The organism is Streptomyces sp. NBC_01116 (genome assembly GCF_041435495.1).
Taxonomy (GTDB): Bacteria; Actinomycetota; Actinomycetes; order Streptomycetales; family Streptomycetaceae; genus Streptomyces.
Genome location: NZ_CP108644.1, coordinates 2,648,068 through 2,667,653 on the forward strand (window position 1 = coordinate 2,648,068; position 19,586 = coordinate 2,667,653).

Sequence of the window (19,586 nt, forward strand, 5' to 3'; positions counted from 1 at the left end):
TCAGCCGACGTCTCCCGTGCCGCCCTCGGTCGGGGCCGCCCCGGACCGCTCCCCGCCGGGTCGCACGGGTCCGACCTCCGCCGCGCGGATGCTCTCCCGTGCGGCGTCGGCGACCGCGCGGGGCGTGATGCCGAACTCCTCGTACAGGCGCTCGTAGGCGGCGGACGCACCGAAGTGCTCCAGGCTCACCATGCGGCCCGCGTCCCCCACCACATCCCGCCAGCCCTGGGCGACGGCGGCTTCGACGCTGACCCGGGCCCGGATGTCGGGCGGCAGGACCGCGTCCTGGTAGGGGTGGGGCTGCTCGGCGAACCACTCACGGCACGGCATGGAGACCACGCGCGCGTCGTACCCCTCGGCGTCCAGCAACTCACGGGCCTCCAGGGCGATGTGGACCTCCGACCCGGTGGCGACGAGGATCACGTCGGGCTTCCCCTCGCGGCAGTCGGCGAGTACGTACCCGCCCCGGGCGGCCCCGGAGGCGGCCGCGTATCCCCGGTCCCCCCGCTCCAGGACGGGCAGCGGCTGCCGGGTGAGGGCGAGGCCGGCGGGCCGGTCGTGCTGCTCCAGGACGGTGCGCCAGCACACGGCCGTCTCGTTCGCGTCGGCGGGCCGTACGACGTCGAGGCCGGGGATCGCCCGGAGCGCGGCGAGTTGCTCGACGGGCTGGTGGGTGGGGCCGTCCTCGCCCAGGCCGATGGAGTCGTGGGTCCAGACGTAGGTGACCGGGAGCTTCATCAGGGCGGCGAGTCGGACGGCCGGGCGCATGTAGTCGCTGAAGATCAGGAACGTACCGCCGTAGGGGCGGGTGAGGCTCTGGAGCGCGATGCCGTTGAGGATCGCGCCCATGGCGTGCTCGCGGATCCCGAAGTGGAGCGTACGGCCGTAGGGGTCGCCGGGGAACTCGCCGGTCTGCTTGCTCTCCGGCACGAAGGACGGCTCGCCCTCCATGGTGGTGTTGTTGCTCCCCGCGAGGTCGGCCGAGCCGCCCCACAGCTCGGGCAGCACGGGCGCCAGCGCGGTGAGCACGTCGCCGGACGCCTTGCGGGTGGCGATGCCCTTGGGGTCGGCGTCGAAGACGGGCAGGCTGTCGGCCCAGCCCTCCGGAAGCCGTCGTTCCCGCAGCCGGTCGAGGAGTTCGGCGCGCTCGGGGTGGTCGGAGCGCCATTGCTGGTAGCCGGGCTCCCAGGCGCGATGTGCCTCGGCGCCGCGCTCGCGGACCGCGCGGGCGTGCTTCAGGACGTCGTTCTCGACGGTGAAGTCGGCGTCCGGGTCGAAGCCGAGCAGCTTCTTGGTGGCGGCGACCTCGTCGGCGCCGAGCGCGGAGCCGTGGGCCTTGCCGGTGTTCTGCTTGGTGGGCGCGGGCCAGCCGATGATCGTGCGCAGCAGGATCAGGGAGGGTCGGCCGCGCTCGCTCTTCGCGGCTTCGACGGCGGCGAGCAGGGCGTCGACGTCCTCGACGTAGTCGCCGGTCCGGGTGAAGTCGACCGTCTGGACCTGCCAGCCGTAGGCGGCGTAGCGGGCGGCGACGTCCTCGCTGAAGGAGATGTCGGTGTCGTCCTCGATGGAGATGTGGTTGGAGTCGTAGAAGACGATCAGATTCCCGAGCTCCTGGTGTCCCGCCAGCGAACTGGCCTCGGACGTCACGCCCTCCATCAGGTCGCCGTCGGAGGCGACGACGTACACGTGGTGGTCGAAGGGGCTCGTGCCGGGCGGCGCCTCGGGGTCGAGGAGGCCGCGCTCGCGGCGGGCCGCCATGGCCATGCCGACGGCCGAGGCCAGACCCTGCCCGAGCGGTCCGGTGGTGATCTCGACGCCCCGGGTGTGCTGGTACTCCGGGTGGCCGGGAGTGGCGGAACCCCAGGTGCGCAGCGCCTCCAGGTCCGCCAGCTCCATGCCGTAGCCGCTCAGGTACAGCTGGATGTAGAGGGTGAGGCTGGAGTGGCCGCAGGACAGCACGAAGCGGTCCCGGCCGAGCCACTGGTCGTCGACCGGGTCGTGCCGCATCACCTGCTGGAACAGCAGGTACGCCAGGGGGGCCAGGCTCATCGCGGTGCCCGGGTGGCCGTGGCCCGCCTTCTGCACGGCGTCGGCGGCCAGCACGCGGACGGTGTCGACGGCACGGACGTCGAGCGGCCCCCAGCCCGCCGCGTCCGCGAGGGGCGGGGCCAGTCGCGGGTCGCGGCCGTCGTTCGGGCCGTTCGGCGTCTCGGCGGGTGCCATCAAGTCCTCCTGATCAGTGGGGCGGGCGTGCGGCAGGCGGCGCGACCGCGGTCCGGCCCCGGGTCGCCCGGCTGTTCGGCCGGGTCCCCCGGAACGGCGGAACCAAACGCGCGACGGTGTGCGCGGCCCGGAATTGCGCAGCACCGCATAGGGAGCAAATCACCTTTGCCGGGCAAACGGGAGGAAGAGGGAGGGAGTGGAGGGGCAGCGCCGTGAGTCCTAGGCCGAAGGGCTGATCACTTCGCGGACGTTCCTGCTGTTAGCCTGCTCTTGCATATAGCTTGCAATAACAACTGGACGGCATTCCCAGCAGTCGGAGGGCTCGCATCATGGCCACGTACACGCTCCCGGAACTCCCGTACGACTACGCGGCGCTCGAACCGGTCATCAACCCGCAGATCATCGAGCTGCACCACGACAAGCACCACGCCGCGTACGTCAAGGGCGCGAACGACACCCTGGAGCAGCTGGAAGAGGCCCGCGACAAGGAAACCTGGGGCGCGATCAACGGCCTCCAGAAGAACCTCGCGTTCCACCTCTCCGGCCACATCCTGCACTCGATCTACTGGCACAACATGACCGGCGACGGCGGCGGCGAGCCCCTCGCGGCGGACGGCGTGGGCGACCTCGCCGACGCGATCACCGAGTCCTTCGGCTCCTACGCGGGCTTCAAGTCCCAGCTGACGAAGGCCGCGGCCACCACCCAGGGTTCCGGCTGGGGCGTGCTCGCGTACGAGCCCGTGAGCGGCAAGCTGATCGTCGAGCAGGTCTACGACCACCAGGGCAACGTCGGCCAGGGCTCGGTCCCGGTCCTCGTCTTCGACGCCTGGGAGCACGCCTTCTACCTGCAGTACAAGAACCAGAAGGTGGACTTCATCGAGGCGATGTGGCGGGTCGTCAACTGGCAGGACGTGGCTAAGCGTTACGCCGCCGCCAAGGAGCGCGCGGACGTGCTGCTGCTCGCCCCCTGACCGGACACCGGCGCGCCGCACCACCACAGGCGTCCTGCCTCGTGATCGTCTTCTCAACCTTCACACGGCAGGCGGATGGACGGAGAGCCCCCGCGAGGACATGACTCGCGGGGGCTCTCCCATGACGGCTGCTTAGCTTTTTAGCTCATGTGCTAAACATGCACACATGGATGCATCCGCCGTTCCGGCCGACGAAGAGGCGAGCGCCTTCCGCGCGCTCGCCGATCCCACCCGCCGCCAGATCCTGGAGGATCTGCGGGGCGGCGAGCTGGCCGCCGGGGAGATCGCGAGCCGGTTCCCGATCAGTGCCCCGTCGATCTCGCGCCACCTGGGGGTACTCAAGGGCGCGGGACTCGTCACCGAGCGCCGGGACGCGAACCGCATCCTCTACTCCCTCGCCGAGGAGCGGCTCGCCCTCTGCGTGGGACGCTTCCTCAGCGCCGTGTGCCCCGAGCAGATCGTGCTCCGCACCACCAAGTGGCGCTCCGCGCCGGAAGGCGACGCCTCGTGATCCGGCCCCGGCTCTCCAGCGTCATCGAACGCCGCCTCCTGGTGAACTACCGGGTCGACCCTCTCGTCGCGGCGGCCCTGCTGCCCGCGCCGCTGCGGCCCCACCTCGTGCGCGGCCAGGCGGTGGCCGGGATCTGCCTGCTGCGGATCGGCGGCGTCCGCCCCGCCTGGGCCCCCGCCGCGACCGGGCTGACCAGCGAGAACGCGGCGCACCGGATCTCCGTGGAGTGGGACGGGCCGGACGGTGTCGAGCGCGGCGTCTACATCCCGCGCCGCGACACCGCCTCCCGCCTCAACGCCTTCGCGGGCGGGCGGATCTACCCGGGCGAGCACGGCCGCGCGGACTTCACGGTGCGGGAGGAGCCCGACGCCGTACGGGTGGCCTTCGCGACCCGGGACGGCGAGGTGGAGGTGGACGCGACCGTGGAGTCCGCCGACGAGCTGCGCGGCAGCGGGCTGTTCACGGACCTGGCGGAGGCGTCGGAGTTCTTCCGCCTCGGCAGCCGGGGCCTCTCCCCCGACGCCGGCGGGGACCACCTGGACGTCCTCGAACTGTCCACGGACGCCTGGAAGGTGACGGCGGGCCGGCCCCGGTCCGTCCGCTCCTCGTTCTTCGAGGACCCGGACCGTTTCCCGCCGGGCAGCGCGGTGCTGGACAGCGCGCTGGTGATGCGGGGCGTGGCGGCGGAGTGGTCGCAGGGGGAGCCGTTCCGGGTGGGGTGCGGGGCGGGAGCGGTGACCTTGTAGGCGTGTCGCGCAGAGGTGTCCTCGTCGGGGTGTCCGGGCAGGACGGTCAGCCGTCCGTGGGCCCGGGGCCGCACCGGGCCGGGAACAGGACGGCGGGCGGGGCGAGTTCGTCGGGGCGTACGCCGTCGACGCGCAGGCACGCGTCGGGACCCCCGTCCGGCTCCGGCGGGTAGTGGAGGACGACCCGTTCGAGCACGGTGACGCGGCCGGCGCGGTGGAGCTCCGCCGCCGGCGCACCGTCCGGGAAGCGCCCCGCGAGAGCCCCGAAGGCCGCGACGCCCTCTCCCCCGGCCACGACCTCCTGGACGTCGAACCTCCAGTGCTCGGCCGCGTCGGCGAGCAGTTGCCCGCCTTCGCGCCCCCGCGTGGCGAGAAGGTCGGCCCCGCCTCTGAGGTGGTCGGCGAGGGCGCAGCAGATCGGGACGGCTTCGGCGTACGGGGTCGCCACCCGGGTCAGACGGTCACGGGCCGCGAACGCCAGGGCGTCGTCGAGCAGCCCCAGGGCGGTCGCCCCGGCCTCCGGGTGCCCGTGCCGTGCGACGGCGAGGAGGAAGGGGGCCGCGACCACGGCCGCGGGAAAGACCGTTCCGCTGTGGTCGTGTACAAGACCGCCGCCCGCCAGGAGCGCGCCGGCGTCTGCGGCGCGGACGAGGCCTGTGGCCGTGGCGAGGGCGCGCAGACCGGTGGCGACGCGGGCGGGACTGTAGAGCCCGTCGGGGGCGTTGAGGCCGTCGGGGCCCGGCAGCCCGTCCCAGTCCACCGCGTCGATGGCTTCGAGCACTTCCCGCACTCTCCGCGCTTCCCTTGGTGCTTCCCGCACTTCTCGCGTTCCCCGCACCGCCGCATCGTCCCATCCCCGCCGGGCGGGAAAATGCCCGCGGCTCGCCGGGCCCCAATGCCACGATGATCCACGCCCGTCCGCCTCTACACCCGTCCGCCTGTTCCCCCGCACCTCCTTCCCGGAAGCGACCCCATGACCTCTGCCCCCGCGCCCGTACCGGCCGACCCGACCGTCCTGCACCCGATGCCCGGCCAGCCGCGCGTGGTGCAGCTGAAGCCCCTGGTCACCTCGCCGCTGATCGAGGCCGGGGACTACTCGTACTACGACGACCCCGAACACGCCACGGAGTTCGAGACCCGCAACGTGCTCTACCACTACGGTCCGGAGCGCCTGGTGATCGGGAAGTTCTGCGCGTTCGGCACCGGGGTGCGGTTCATCATGAACGGCTCCAACCACCGGATGGACGGGCCGTCCACGTTCCCGTTCCCGACGCTCGGCGGCTCCTGGTCCGACCACTTCGACCTGCTGACGGGCCTGCCCAACCGGGGCGACACGGTGATCGGCAACGACGTCTGGATCGGCTACGAGGCCGTGATCATGCCGGGTGTCCGCATCGGGCACGGCGCGATCGTCAGCTCACGGTCCGTGGTGGTCTCGGACGTCCCGGACTACGGCATCGTCGGCGGCAACCCGGCCCGCCTGATCCGCACCCGGTACGAGGAGGCGGACATCGCGCGCCTGCTGGCGGTGGCCTGGTGGGACTGGCCGGCGGACCACCTGACGCGCCATATCCGTACGGTGATGTCGGGCACGGTCGCGGAGTTGGAGGCGGCGGCGCCGGGGGTGGTCGGGTAGGGACGAGCGGGTGGCTCACGTCCCCGGCCTCGCGGCCCGTACGAGGTGGAAGCGGCGGTGGTACGACCAGGTCACCGCCGCCAGGAGCGGGCCCCACAGCAGGAGGGGCGCGTAGGCGGCGACGAAGAGGACTTCACCGGCCGAGACGCCGGGGTCCGGGCTGTCGGCGGTGAGCAGCCCGCCGAAGAGGAGGACCCACCACAGGACAGTGACCGTGAGGGCCCCCAGCGAAGCCGCGAGGACCGCGAGCCCGGCCCTGACCGGGCGCCCGCCGAGAAGCGGAATCCAGCGCGGCATCACCTCCCCCCAGGGCCGCACCAGGCCGAGCGTGAGGTACGAGGCGGCCTCGGCGACCGCGCCGAGCAGCAGGACGTAGGCGAGGGCGAGCAGCGGGGAGTCGTCCGGGAACCCGGCGAGGAACTCCTCGCGCTCCATCACCCCGACCGGCACGCCCAGCACGAGCGCGACGCGCCACAGCCCGGAGGGGACCGTCGACCACGCCGCGACCTGAGCGGCACGGACCGCCCAGCGCGGGGGCGGCGGGACCGACGGCCGGGCCGGTGGCGGCAGGTGGGTTTCCGGCGGGGCGGGATCCGTCGTCGTCATACCTCGAATCTCGCGCGCCGCACGGCCCGGCACGTCCTCCCGCGTGATGATCCGCCTCCCCCGCGCGGGGGAACCCGGTGAGGTCCGGCGACCGACCGGCAGCGGAGGACCGCGACACCAAGGACGTGCGGCGGCGGCGATACCCGGCGGGGCGCGGGAGCCCCGCCGGGCTACTCCCGGGAGGAGCCCGGCAGCCGGGTCCAGAAGTGGTCGACGATGTCCTCGATGTAGCGGCGCCCGTCCTCGCCGGATGCCGTGGTGCCGCCGGCCCGGCTCAGGGTGGCCGCCAGGAGGCCCTGGTACTCCTGGTGCATGGTGGACAGGGGGCTCTTGAGGTCGCGGCGCTCCATGGAGACGAGCTTCGCGATGTCGCGGATGTGCGCCTGCCAGCGGGTGGAGACCGCCTCGGTGAGGAGACGGGCCAACTCCTCCTCCAGCCTGGTGATGGCGATGAAGTCACGCGGAGGAAGGGCGAGGACCTCGCCGAGCTTGACGGACTGCCGTTTGTCGCCGGTCCACAGACCGGCCTCCTCCATGGACAGATACGCGTCGAGGGTGAGGCCGGTGGCCCGCGCGACCTCTTCGGCCGAGACACCGCGCGCGATGCGGTGTTCGAGCAAGGTGCGCGGATGGCCCATGAGTTCGCTGGGCTGACACCACAACGCGCCCGCCAGGGCGGTGAACTCCGTCGCGTCCGGTACATGGGTTCCGCGCTCCCACGCGATCACATGCTCGGGGCCGACGTGTGACGTGCCGAAGGACGCGCGCATGCCGTAGGCGACATGACCGGGTGCCATCCCGAGTTTCTCGCGCAGGGCGCGCGCTGCCCGCGCGTTGAAAGGGAGTGGAGGGTGCACATACGGAGCGTAGGGGTGCTGTCACCCGGACTTCCATACCCGCTGTCGGCTGCCTGCCGGTTTGGCGGAAAAGGTCGCCGCCGATTCCGTAGGAAGCCACAGGGCCGAAAAGGGGCCAACTGCACGCTCTACGCGGGTAGTTGCGATCCCGTCGTCGCCGCGTATGATCCGCTCGCAAGGTGCCGCATGTGCGTTCGCACAGCGCCCGCCGCTCACTTCGGGCAGCACCGTCGCACCTCCCCTTCCCCACCATTCGCAGGCTCAGGAGACTCCGTCATGCACCCCAGTACGACCAGCCCGCCGCTCGACGCGAAGCCAGACGGATCGGGGGGCGCCGTCGACCGGTTCTTCCGCATCAGCGAACGCGGTTCGACCTACCTCCAGGAGATACGCGGCGGATTCGCCACGTTCTTCACGATGGCGTACATCCTGGTGCTCAACCCGATCATCCTGGGCGGGGCCGAGGACAAGTTCGGCAAGCAGCTGGACAACGTGCAGCTGGTCACCGCCACCGCCCTGGTCGCCGCGGTGATGACGCTGATCATGGGTGTGGGCGGAAATCTGCCGCTGGCCCTGGCGGCGGGCCTGGGCATCAACGCCGTCGTCGCCTACCAGATCGCGCCCCTGATGAGCTGGGACGACGCGATGGGCCTCATCGTGCTCGAAGGGCTGCTGATCTGCGTTCTGGTGGTGACCGGGTTGCGCGAGGCGATCATGCACGCCATTCCGCAGCCCCTCAAGCAGGCCATCAGCGTCGGCATCGGCCTGTTCATCGCCTTCATCGGCTTCGTGGACGCCGGGTTCGTCACCCGCATCCCGGACGCCGCGAACTCCACCGTGCCCGTCCAGCTCGGCACCGGCACGCTCACCGGCTGGCCGATGCTCGTCTTCTGCCTCGGTGTGCTCCTGACGATCGTGCTGCTCGCCCGGAAGGTCAAGGGCGCGATCCTCATCAGCATCGTCCTGATGACCGTCGTCGCCATCGTCATCAACGAGATCGCCACCATCAAGTCCTGGGGCCTGACCTCGCCCTCGATCCCCAGCAACCCCGTCGCCGCGCCCGACTTCGGGCTGCTGGGCCGGTTCGACCTGTTCGGGTCGTTCGGTCAGGTCAGCGTCCTGACGGTCATCCTGCTCATCTTCACGCTCATCCTGTCCGACTTCTTCGACACGATGGGCACGGTCGTGGGTGTCACGGCGGAGGCCGGGCTCCTCGACGAGCGGGGTCAGGTGCCCGGCCTCGGCCGCGTCCTGCTCATCGACGGCGCGGCCGCCGTCGCCGGTGGCGCGGCGTCCTCGTCGTCGGCCACCACGTACATCGAGTCCGCCGCGGGGGTCGGCGAAGGCGCCCGTACCGGCTTCGCCAACATGATCACCGGCGGGCTGTTCGCGCTGGCCCTCTTCCTGACGCCCGTCCTGACGATCGTGCCGATGCAGGCGGCGGCGCCCGCGCTCGTCGTAGTCGGGTTCCTGATGATGACCCAGGTCAAGCACATCGACTGGGACCGCTACGACGTCGCCATCCCGGCCTTCCTCACCATCGTCGTCATGCCGTTCACCTACTCCATCACCAACGGCATCGGCGCCGGCTTCGTGGCCTACGTGGTCATCAAGGCGTGCCTGGGCAAGGCGCGCGAAGTCCACTGGCTGCTGTGGGGCACCGCCGCGCTCTTCCTCGTCTACTTCATCATCGACCCGCTGGAGCAGATCCTCGGCCTCAAGTAGGCGCCCGGGGCCGGGCCGCGGGGCGGCCGCGCCCAGCGGCCCACGGGAGGGTGGCCCCGTGTCAGTGACCCCGCGTCAGTGGCTCCCGGCGTCGGAGAGGCAGAACTCGTTGCCCTCCGGATCCCTGAGGACGGTCCAGGACATCCCCTGCATCGACTGCTCGCCGACGACGGTCGCGCCCAGCTTCGCCAGGCGCTCCACGTCGGCCGGGCGGTCGGGCGAGGAGAAGTCGACGTGCACCCGGTTCTTGGTGGCCCTGGGCTCGGGCACCCGCTGGAATCCGAGGACCAGCGGGGTCGCCGCGAGGACGACGAACGCGTCGTAGTCCTGCGTGTCCTCGACGCCCAGCGCCTCGGCCCACCAGGCCGCCAGGGCCTGGGGATCGGCACAGTCGATCGTGATCATTTCCGGTGAGATGCGCATGCTGCTCACCGTACGACGCACCACTGACAACGGGCCGGAGGCCGACCCCCCGGCCCGTTGTCGGCCACCCGGGTGTCAGTCGAAGACCGGGCCCTGGGTCCGGGTCCGCTTGATCTCGTAGAAGCCCGGGATGGAGGCGACCAGCAGCGTGCCGTCCCAGAGCTTCGCCGCATCCTCGCCCTTGGGCGCGGGCGTGACGACCGGGCCGAAGAAGGCGACCTGCTCGCCGTCCGCGCCGGGAACGGCGATGACCGGGGTGCCGACCTCCTGGCCGACCTTGTCGATGCCCTCCTGGTGGGAGGCCCGCAGCTCGGTGTCGTAGCGGTCGGAGTCGGCGTAGTCGGCGAGGTCGGCGGGCAGGCCGACGTCCTTCAGCGCGGCGGCGACGGCCTCACGGGTGGGGCCTTCGCCGTTGTTGTGGAAGCGGGTGCCGAGCGCGGTGTACAGGGGACCGACGACCGCGTCGCCGTGGAGCTGCCGGGCGGCGACGACGACCCGGACCGGGCCCCAGGCCTGGTTCTCCAGCATGTCGCGGTACTCCTCGGGCAGCTCGTCCAGCTTGTCCTCGTTCAGGACGGCCAGGCTCATCACGTGCCAGCGGACCTCGACGTCGCGGACCTTCTCCACCTCCAGCATCCAGCGCGAGGTCATCCACGCCCAGGGGCAGAGGGGGTCGAACCAGAAGTCGACCGGGGTCCTGCCGTCGGCCGGGGTGTTCTCGGACATGTCTCTCCTCAGAAGGGCGTGTTCCACAGAAGGGCGTGTTCCACCTGCGGGCGAGAACACCTCCGGAGTGGCTCCCATTCCCCGCACGGGAGCCGCACGACGACGCGTGCAAGGATCAAAGGGTTCGAACACGACACATGACGCGCGTCACGAAGGAGTGCCCGTGCCCGGTGAAAACCTGTCCCGCGACGAGGCCCAGAAGAGGGCCGAGCTGCTGACCGTCGACGGATACGAGGTCGAGCTCGACCTGCGGTCCGCCGTCGGCGAGCCCGAGGGGGCCGACGGGGGCGACGGGGAGTCCGGTCCGCGGACCTTCCGTTCGCTGACCACGATCCGGTTCCGCTCGGCCCGTGCGGGCGCCTCGACCTTCGCCGACCTGGTGGCCCCGGGGGTGGACGCGGTGACGCTGAACGGCACGGCCCTCGACCCGGCGGTCGTGTTCGACGGGACGCGGGTGGCGCTGGACGGGCTCGTCGAGGGCGAGAACACGCTCGTGGTCGACGCCCGCTGCGCGTACAGCCGGACCGGCGAGGGCATGCACCGCTTCGTCGACCCGGAGGACGGCGAGGTCTACCTCTACACGCAGTACGAGCCGGCCGACGCCCGCCGCGTCTTCGCCAACTTCGAACAGCCCGACCTCAAGGCCCCCTACCGCTTCCGGGTGGCCGCCCCCGAAGGCTGGCGGGTCTGGTCCAACGGGGCCGAGGAGTCCCACGAGGGCGGGGTGCGGACGTTCGCCGAGACGAAGCCGATCTCCACCTACATCACGGCCGTCGTCGCCGGTCCGTACCACTACGTCAGCGATCACTACAGCCGTACGTTCGACGACGGCACCACGCTGGAGATCCCGCTCGGCGCGATGTGCCGCAAGGGCCTCGCGAAGCACTTCGACGCGGACGACGTCTTCCTGATCACCAAGCAGGGCCTGGACTTCTTCCACGACCACTTCGACTACCCGTACCCCTTCGGGAAGTACGACCAGGCGTTCGTGCCCGAGTACAACCTCGGGGCCATGGAGAACCCGGGCATGGTCACGTTCCGCGAGGAGTACATCTACCGCGGCAAGGTCACCTCGGCGGCCTACGAGCGGCGCGCCAACGTCATCCTGCACGAGATGGCGCACATGTGGTTCGGCGACCTGGTCACCATGGAGTGGTGGGACGACCTGTGGCTGAAGGAGTCCTTCGCGGACTTCATGGGCTCCTTCTCGATGGTCGAGGCGACCCGCTTCACCAACGGCTGGATCACCTTCGCCAACAACCGCAAGGCGTGGGCCTACCGCGCCGACCAGCTGCCCTCCACGCACCCCATCACGGCGGACATCCGTGACCTGGAGGACGCCAAGCTGAACTTCGACGGGATCACGTACGCCAAGGGCGCCTCCGTGCTCAAGCAGCTCGTGGCGTACGTGGGGCGCGACGCGTTCCTCGAAGGCGCCCGGCGCTACTTCAAGAGCCACGCCTACGGCAACACGCGCCTGGGCGACCTGCTGTCGGTGCTGGCCGAGACGTCCGGCCGCGACATGACGGCCTGGTCGCGCTCCTGGCTCCAGACGGCGGGCGTCAACGTGCTCACCCCCGTGCCCCGTTACGACGCCGACGGGAAGCTGGCCGAACTGGCCGTCGTCCAGGAGGCCGCAGCCTCGCATCCGGAGCTGCGCCCGCACCGCGTCGCGGTCGGCCTGTACCGGCGTACGCCGGAGGGCGAGCTGACGCGTTACGCGCGCGCCGAGGTGGACGTGGCCGGTGAGCGGAGCGTGGTGGAGGCCCTGGCCGGCTCCGAGCGGCCCGATCTGATCCTGGTCAACGACGACGACCTCACGTACTGCAAGGTCCGCTTCGACGAGGGCTCGCTGGCCACGCTCCGCGACCACCTGGGCGCGATCACGGACCCGCTGGCCCGGGCCCTGTGCTGGTCGGCCCTGTGGAACCTGACCCGGGACGCGTTGATGCCGGCCCGCGACTTCGTCGCGCTGGTGCTGGCGCACGCCGGGCGGGAGAGCGACATCGGCGTCCTCCAGATGCTGCACTCCTGGGCGCAGTCCGCGCTGGTCAACTACGCGGCCCCCGACTGGCGCGAGGAGGGCGGCCGGGCGCTCGCCGACGGCGCGCTGCGCGAGCTGCGGAGCGCCGAGCCGGGCAGCCAGCACCAGCTGACCTGGGCCCGCTTCTTCGCGGCGGTCGCCTCGTCCGAGGAGGACTTCCAGCTGCTCGGCGGGCTGCTGGAGGGCACGGCCCGGATCGACGGTCTCGACGTCGACCAGGAGCTGCGCTGGGCCTTCCTCTCCCCGCTCGCCTCCCACGGGGCGGCGAACGAGGCGGCGATCGACGCCGAGCTGGCCCGCGACGACACGGCCTCCGGCAAGCGCCACCACGTGCGGTGCCTGGCCTCGCGCCCCTCGGAGGCGGTCAAGGCGCAGGCGTGGGCGGCGGTCGTGGAGTCGGACAAGCTGTCCAACGCGCTGGTCGAGGCGACGATCTCCGGCTTCGGGCAGCCCTCCCAGCGGGAGCTGCTCGCCCCCTACACGAGCCGCTACTTCGAGGTGATCGAGCGGATCTGGGCGGAGCGGTCCATCCAGATCGGCATGCACGTGGTGCGGGGGATGTTCCCCGGCCTCCAGGACAGCGCCGCGACCCTCGCGGCGACCGACGCCTGGCTGGGCGAGCACGAGAACGCCGCCCCGGCGCTGCGGCGGCTGGTGCTGGAGGCCCGGGACGATCTCGCGCGGGCACTGCGCGGCCAGGAGTGCGACCGGGCCGCGGCGTAGGACCAACCAGCCCCGCCCCTGCGCCGCCGGTGGGTCGAGCGGGGAGGCAGGGGGCGCTCGGGCGAGGCGTGCGTGCGGCGTGGAAGCGGCGCTCGTACACCCGCCCGAGTCGCCCCGCTCCGATTCCCGGCGCGACGGCCCATTTCGGTTGTCGAACGTTCGTGCTTTAGGACGGCGTTGTCCGGGATTGTCGACGGGCGTGTAACAGGGGTTAGGGCACCCTCCACGGGCGGGAAACCCCGGGACATGACCCAGAACACCCCGCTCTCCCCCCGGCTCCCCCGCCTCCCCCGCCACCCCGAGGACGTGGCGCACCGCGTCCTGTCCGCCGCCCAGTTGAGGGCACGGGGCGTGTCCGCGGCGCAGACGTCCGCCCAGTGCCTGCCCGGCGGCCCGTGGCAGCACCTGTTGCCGGGGGTCTATCTCCTGCACCCGGGCCCGGCCACCGGCCGGGAGCGGCTGCACGGAGCGCTGCTCTACGCGGGCCGGCCGCCGGTCTCCGCGCGGCGCGCTCCGGCGGGCCCGGCGGACGCCGCGGACGCGGGGTACGGCGAGTCGATGGTCACCGGGATCGCCGCGCTCGCGCTGTACGGCTTCGCCGCGGCCGGGGACGTGGCGGCGCTGCACCGGATCGACGTGCTGGTCCCGCGCACCCGGCGGCTGCGGTCCACCCGGTTCGTGGAGGTGCTGCGGACCGCCTCGATGCCGAACCCGGTGCGGGTGGGCGAGGTGCCCGTCGCACCGGTGGAACGGGCCCTGGCGGACGCGGTGGCCGGCACGGCCGAGGCGGCGGTCGTCCGCCGGCTGCTGACCGAGGCGGTCCGTGACGGGCACTGCGAACCGGCCTCCGTGGTAAGGGAGTTGAGCGAGGCGAAGCTGCTGGGGCGGCCCGCCGTGGTGGGCGCGGTCGATGCGCTGCTGGCCGAGGGGCGGGCGGTGGCGGAGGCGCGGCTGTACGCGATGGTGCGCGAGCACGGGCTGCCGGAGCCGGTGTGGAACGTGGAGCTGCGGCTGCCGGGCGGGCCGCGGCTCGGCGGGGTCGACGCCTACTGGCCCGACCAGGCGGTGGCGGTGGAGCTGGACGCCCGCGCGCCCCGGTACGGCGCGCCGGGGCGCGGAGGCCGGGCGGAGGAGGACCCGCAGTGGTCGGCGTACGCCACGAAGCGTGAGCATCTGGAGCGGCTCGGGATCACGGTCGTCCACCTCACGCCGAGGAAGCTGCGTGAGTCGGCGGACCAGCAGGCGACGGTGGTGCGGACGGCGCTGATGGCGGCGGCCGACCGGGAGCCGGCGGCGTACGTGATGGTGCTGCCGCGCTGAGCGGGGCGGCTGCGTGAAGGGGCCGGCCCCGAAGGCCGGACAGGAAGGCCGGCGGGGACGGCCGACGGGGAAGGCCGGACAGAAGGGCCGGCCGGGAAGGCGCTGCGGCCGGGCCGGCCCACGGGGCGAACAGCCCCGTGGGCCCCGACTGTTCCCGGCCACCGACCCGTCCGGCCTCGGCCACCGACACCCCTGGTCCGGACCACGGCGGCCGCCATCCGTGCCATCAGGCGCCACGGACGCACTGTTTGACCTCATTCATCCCTCGTGGCATATCGCGCCCCCTGGCGGATCTATGCCATGTCCCTGACTGGCCTCCGCCAACTCTCCACAAACCCCTGTCATTTACGACAGGCTGAGCGGTCATCCGGTACCGAATTCCGGACTCTCTCTTTCAATTACAGGGATGCTGATGACCAAGGAATCCCCCAGCTCCATACCCGGGGCCAGACGCGCGGCTCGTATCGCGGCCGCTGCCGGACTGGCGGCCGCACTCGCCGCCTCCGGCGCCGCTCCGGTGTTCGCCGCCGAGGACCCGGCACCGGCACCCGTCAAACCGGCCGCCACGAGCGACCGGGGCGACAAGCTCGGCAAGGCCGACGCCGATGTCCTGGCGAAGGCCGAGGCCAAGGGCGAGAAGAGCGTCACGATGATGGTCGCCACCACCCCGGGGGCGACCGAGCAGGTCAGCAAGCAGCTGGACGCCGTCGAGGGCTCCGTGCTCGGCCGGACCTACGACAAGCTCGGCTACGTCCGGGCGACGGTCCCGACCAGCCGCGCCGAGGCCACCATCAAGGCGGCCTCCAAGCTCTCCTCCGTCCTCGGCATCGATCTCAAGCAGGAGATCAAGCTGGACGACCCGACGCCCAAGGGCGACCGGGCCGCCGGAGCGAAGCAGCCGAAGGCCACGGGCAGTTACGCGGCGCCGGACAAGAAGACCCCGGCGAAGAACCCGTACAACCCGTCGTTCGAGACGGGCGCGGTCGACTTCGTCGAGAAGCACCCGACGGCCGACGGCCGCGGGATCACCATCGGCGTCCTGGACTCCGGCGTCGACCTCGGTCACCCGGCCCTGAAGAAGACCACCACCGGCGAGCGCAAGATCGTCGACTGGGTGACCGCGACCGACCCGGTGAACGACGGCGACGGCACCTGGCTGCAGATGTCGCAGACCGTCACCGGCCCGACGTTCACGTCCGGCGGGAAGACCTACTCGGCGCCGGCGGGCAGCTACAAGTTCGCCACGTTCGCCGAGGCGGCCACCACCGGCGGCGAGATGGCGGGCGACCTCAACCGCGACGGTGACACCACCGACGTCTGGGGCGTGCTGTACGACCCGGTCACCGGCACCACCCGGGTGGACCTGAACAACAACGCGGACTTCTCCGACGACACGGTCCTCAAGCCGTACAAGGAGAAGTTCCAGGTCTCCTACTTCGGTGAGGACGACCCGCGCACCCAGGTCGTCGAGCGCATCCCGTTCGTCGTCGAGACCCGCAAGAACGTCGTCCTCAACGCCTCCGGCGCGAAGGCCGACTTCGTCAACATCGGCGTCATCGAGGGCGCGCACGGCACCCACGTCGCCGGCATCACCGCGGCCAACGGGCTGTTCGGCGGCGAGATGAACGGCGCCGCCCCCGGCGCCAAGATCGTCTCCTCGCGCGCCTGCACCTGGTCCGGCGGCTGCACCAACATCGCGCTGACCGAGGGCATGATCGACCTCGTCGTCAACCGCGGCGTCGACATCGTCAACATGTCGATCGGCGGCCTGCCGCCGCTGAACGACGGCAACAACGCGCGCGCCGAGCTGTACAAGCGGCTCATCGACATCTACGGCGTGCAGCTGGTCATCTCGGCCGGCAACAGCGGCCCGGGGCTCAACACCATCGGTGACCCGTCGGTCGCCGACCACGTGATCTCGGTCGGCGCGTCGATCTCCAAGGAGACGTGGGCGGCCAACTACGGCTCCAACGTCACCAAGAAGTACGACATGCAGCCCTTCTCCTCGCGCGGTCCGCGTGAGGACGGCGGCTTCACGCCGGTCATCGCGGCGCCGGGCGCGTCCATCAACACCACCCAGACCTGGGCGCCGGGCGGTCCGGTCAAGGAGGCGGGTTACGCCCTGCCGGCCGGCTACTCCATGCTCCAGGGCACCTCGATGGCCTCCCCGCAGGCGGCGGGCGCCGCGGCGCTGCTGCTGTCGGCGGCGAAGCAGAAGGGCATCGAGCTTCCCCCGGCCGACCTGCGTACCGCGCTGACCAGCACCGCGACCCACATCGAGGACGTGCCCGCGCACGCCCAGGGCTCCGGTCTGATCAACATCGTCAAGGCGTGGAAGCAGATCGCCAAGCAGGGCAAGCCCGCGCACGAGTTCTCGGTGAAGGCCCCGGTCGACACCGCGATCGACTTCGCGCTCAAGGACCCGGGCTTCGGCACCGGCCTCTACGACCGCGAGGGCGGCCTGAAGGTCGGCGAGACCAAGGTCTACGACGTCGTCGTCACCCGCACCACGGGCCCGGACCGCAACGTCCAGCACAAGCTGTCCTGGAGGAACAACGACGGCACCTTCGAGCTGAGCAGCCCCCAGTACGTCTCGCTGCCGCTCGGCACGCCGGTCAAGGTCAAGGTCAAGGCGAAGGCGAAGTCCGCCGGCGTCCACAGCGCCATCCTGCGGGTCGACGACAAGAAGACCTCCGGCGTGGACCACCAGATCATGACCACGGTCGTCGTCGCCCACGAGCTGCAGCAGCCCGGCTACGCCTACAAGGCGTCCGGCTCGGTCCAGCGCAACGGCACCACGTCGTACTTCGTCAACGTGCCCGAGGGCGCGAAGACCCTTGAGGTCGCCCTCAGCGCGCTGCGCTCGGGCAGCCAGACGCGGTTCGTCTCCCTGCACCCGTACGGGACGCCGGTCGACCCGACCACGACGACCTTCTGCTACCCGAACTACGAGAACCCGGCCAACACCTGCCGCCCGGACGCGCGTTCCTACAAGGACCCGCAGCCCGGCGTGTGGGAGATCGAGGTCGAGGCGCGTCGTACGTCGCCGCTGCTGGACAACCCGTACAAGCTGGACGTCTCGCTGCTCGGCGCGACCTTCGACCCGGCGGTGCAGACCATCGCCGAGGCGAAGATCGGCACTCCGGCCGCGGTGAACTGGACGGTCACCAACGGCGCCGCCGACCTCCAGGGCAAGCTCCAGGGCGGCTCGCTGGGTTCGGCCAAGGTGGCGAAGCCGTCGATCTCGACGGGCGAGACCCGTGAGACCACGGTCACCATCGGCGCGGGCGTCGAGAAGCTCGACGTCGCCATCGGCGGCACGTCGGACGCCAACGCCGACCTCGACCTGTACGTCTTCCGGGGCGCCACGCAGGTCGGCAGCGGGACCACCGCCGGTTCCGAGGAGACGGTCAGCCTGCTGAAGCCCGCCGCGGGCACGTACACCGTCGTCATCGACGGCTACTCGGTCCCGACCGGGTCGACCACGTACGACTACCGCGACGTGTACTACGCGGCGTCGCTCGGCACGATCAAGGTCGACTCCACCAAGGCGGTGAACCTGGCCAACGGCGCGTCGGCCCAGGTCGGCGCCGAGGTCGTGGTGGCCGGGGCGGCCCCCGCGGGCCGTCAGTTCTTCGGCGAGGTCAAGCTGGTCAACGCGCGCGGCACCGCCGCGGGCACCGGCAGCGTCGTGATCGAGAAGGTCACGCCGTAACGGACCCCGCAACGGCTCCCACGGGGCCGTGACGGACCCCATCGGCACGACGGCGGGGCGGGCGCTCTCACGAGCACCCGCCCCGCTGCGCGTGTTCCTCGTCACAGCCCCGGCCGCCCGCCGCAGATGTTTCCCCCCGTGGGCACGGACGTTGCAGAATCTGCGGTCCTCGCGGGAAGAGTCCGCAGGTCGGACAATGGATTGGACAAGGCGGGCCAGGACATACGCATCATGGAGCGGCAAACGGGCCGTACAGCCGCACGGACGAGCAGACGCCGCACGTGCAGAACAGAGGAGTCCTCGTGAAGGTCGGAATCGTCGGCGCCACCGGTCAGGTCGGCACTGTCATGCTCAGGATCCTGGCCGAGCGGGACTTCCCGGTCGACGAGCTGCGGCTGTTCGCCTCCGCCCGGTCCGCGGGCTCCACGATCGACTTCAAGGGCTCCGGCGTCACCGTCGAGGACGCCTCCGCGGCCGACTACACGGGCCTGGACATCGTGCTCTTCTCCGCCGGCGGCGCGACCTCGAAGGCGCTGGCCGAGAAGGTCGCCGCCCAGGGCGCCGTGGTGATCGACAACTCCTCCGCCTGGCGCAAGGACCCCGAGGTCCCCCTCGTCGTCTCCGAGGTCAACCCGCACGCGGCCCGGGTCCGCCCCAAGGGGATCATCGCCAACCCGAACTGCACGACGATGGCCGCGATGCCCGTGCTGCGCCCGCTGCACGACGAGGCCGGTCTCGAAGCGCTGACCGTCGCCACCTACCAGGCCGTGTCCGGCTCCGGGGTCGCCGGGGTCGCCGAGCTGCACGGCCAGGCCGCCAAGGTCGTCGCCGAGGCCGAGAAGCTGGCCCACGACGGCGAGGCCGTGGACTTCCCCGAGCCGGCCGTCTACAAGCGCCCGATCGCCTTCAACGTGCTGCCGCTGGCGGGCTCGATCGTGGACGACGGCTCGTTCGAGACGGACGAGGAGCAGAAGCTCCGCAACGAGTCCCGCAAGATCCTGGAGATCCCGGAGCTGAAGGTGTCCGGCACCTGCGTCCGGGTCCCGGTCTTCTCCGGCCACTCGCTCCAGATCAACGCCCGCTTCGCCCGTCCGATCGGCGTCGAGCGCGCCCTGGAGCTGCTGAAGGACGCCGAGGGCGTCGAGCTCTCGGAGATCCCGACGCCGCTCCAGGCGGCCGGCAAGGACGCCTCCTTCGTGGGCCGCGTCCGGGTCGACGAGACGGTCGAGCACGGGCTCGCGCTGTTCGTCTCCAACGACAACCTCCGCAAGGGCGCGGCGCTGAACGCCGTGCAGATCGCGGAGCTGGTGGCGGCCGAGCTGAAGGGCTGACCCGCGGCGTCACGCGTACGGGGAGGGGG

General features: G+C 71.5%; 15 protein-coding genes. 9 read left to right on the forward strand and 6 right to left on the reverse strand.

Going from position 1 to position 19,586, the window contains the following annotated elements; all coding sequences use genetic code 11:
• Window positions 1-2,223, reverse strand: coding sequence for a transketolase (tkt, locus tag OG245_RS11545; RefSeq protein ID WP_371623430.1), 2,223 nt, complete (start codon window positions 2,221-2,223; stop codon window positions 1-3).
• Between the two features lie 329 nt (window positions 2,224-2,552).
• On the opposite strand from tkt, the gene OG245_RS11550 reads away from it, so the two are divergent.
• The 3 genes from OG245_RS11550 (at window position 2,553) to OG245_RS11560 (ending at window position 4,451) form a co-directional block, all read left to right on the forward strand.
• Window positions 2,553-3,194: a superoxide dismutase gene (locus OG245_RS11550; protein WP_371623431.1), complete on the forward strand. Its 642-nt coding sequence runs from the start codon at window positions 2,553-2,555 to the stop codon at window positions 3,192-3,194.
• A gap of 166 nt (window positions 3,195-3,360) precedes the next feature.
• Window positions 3,361-3,705, forward strand: a complete 345-nt coding sequence (locus OG245_RS11555; RefSeq protein ID WP_371623432.1) for a metalloregulator ArsR/SmtB family transcription factor — start codon at window positions 3,361-3,363, stop codon at window positions 3,703-3,705.
• Window positions 3,702-4,451, forward strand: coding sequence for a DUF2071 domain-containing protein (locus OG245_RS11560; RefSeq protein WP_371623433.1), 750 nt, complete (start codon window positions 3,702-3,704; stop codon window positions 4,449-4,451). The genes OG245_RS11555 and OG245_RS11560 overlap by 4 nt, the downstream gene beginning before the upstream one ends.
• Before the next feature lie 46 nt (window positions 4,452-4,497).
• On the opposite strand, the gene OG245_RS11565 is transcribed toward OG245_RS11560, so the two are convergent.
• Window positions 4,498-5,232: a hypothetical protein gene (locus OG245_RS11565; protein ID WP_371623434.1), complete on the reverse strand. Its 735-nt coding sequence runs from the start codon at window positions 5,230-5,232 to the stop codon at window positions 4,498-4,500.
• A gap of 192 nt (window positions 5,233-5,424) precedes the next feature.
• Here OG245_RS11565 and OG245_RS11570 point away from each other — a divergent pair, with 192 nt between their 5' ends.
• Window positions 5,425-6,087, forward strand: coding sequence for a CatB-related O-acetyltransferase (locus OG245_RS11570; protein ID WP_371623435.1), 663 nt, complete (start codon window positions 5,425-5,427; stop codon window positions 6,085-6,087).
• 15 nt (window positions 6,088-6,102) lie between these two features.
• Here the strand turns inward: OG245_RS11570 and OG245_RS11575 are convergent, their stop codons facing one another.
• A complete protein-coding gene (locus OG245_RS11575) occupies window positions 6,103-6,693 on the reverse strand; it encodes a hypothetical protein (RefSeq protein WP_371623436.1) in 591 nt (196 codons plus the stop codon).
• A 170-nt stretch (window positions 6,694-6,863) separates the two neighbouring features.
• Window positions 6,864-7,490 carry an XRE family transcriptional regulator gene (locus OG245_RS11580; RefSeq protein WP_371623437.1) on the reverse strand — a complete coding sequence of 209 codons (627 nt, stop codon included), beginning with the start codon at window positions 7,488-7,490 and terminating at the stop codon, window positions 6,864-6,866.
• Window positions 7,491-7,826: 336 nt separating this feature from the next.
• Between OG245_RS11580 and OG245_RS11585 the strand changes: the two genes are divergently transcribed.
• A complete protein-coding gene (locus OG245_RS11585) occupies window positions 7,827-9,275 on the forward strand; it encodes an NCS2 family permease (RefSeq protein WP_371623438.1) in 1,449 nt (482 codons plus the stop codon).
• Window positions 9,276-9,350: 75 nt separating this feature from the next.
• Here OG245_RS11585 and OG245_RS11590 read toward each other — a convergent pair whose 3' ends face one another.
• Window positions 9,351-9,698 carry a VOC family protein gene (locus OG245_RS11590; RefSeq protein WP_371623439.1) on the reverse strand — a complete coding sequence of 116 codons (348 nt, stop codon included), beginning with the start codon at window positions 9,696-9,698 and terminating at the stop codon, window positions 9,351-9,353.
• 75 nt (window positions 9,699-9,773) lie between these two features.
• Window positions 9,774-10,424: a DsbA family protein gene (locus tag OG245_RS11595; RefSeq protein ID WP_371623440.1), complete on the reverse strand. Its 651-nt coding sequence runs from the start codon at window positions 10,422-10,424 to the stop codon at window positions 9,774-9,776.
• 163 nt (window positions 10,425-10,587) lie between these two features.
• Between OG245_RS11595 and pepN the strand changes: the two genes are divergently transcribed.
• From pepN to OG245_RS11615, 4 genes are all read left to right on the forward strand, one after another.
• Window positions 10,588-13,191, forward strand: coding sequence for an aminopeptidase N (gene pepN / locus OG245_RS11600; protein ID WP_371623441.1), 2,604 nt, complete (start codon window positions 10,588-10,590; stop codon window positions 13,189-13,191).
• A gap of 246 nt (window positions 13,192-13,437) precedes the next feature.
• Complete coding sequence (locus OG245_RS11605; protein WP_371623442.1) at window positions 13,438-14,511, forward strand: hypothetical protein; 1,074 nt, start codon at window positions 13,438-13,440, stop codon at window positions 14,509-14,511.
• A 406-nt stretch (window positions 14,512-14,917) separates the two neighbouring features.
• Window positions 14,918-18,226 carry a S8 family serine peptidase gene (locus OG245_RS11610; protein ID WP_371623443.1) on the forward strand — a complete coding sequence of 1,103 codons (3,309 nt, stop codon included), beginning with the start codon at window positions 14,918-14,920 and terminating at the stop codon, window positions 18,224-18,226.
• A 302-nt stretch (window positions 18,227-18,528) separates the two neighbouring features.
• Complete coding sequence (locus OG245_RS11615) at window positions 18,529-19,557, forward strand: aspartate-semialdehyde dehydrogenase (protein ID WP_361868288.1); 1,029 nt, start codon at window positions 18,529-18,531, stop codon at window positions 19,555-19,557.
• Window positions 19,558-19,586: the final 29 nt, after the last annotated feature.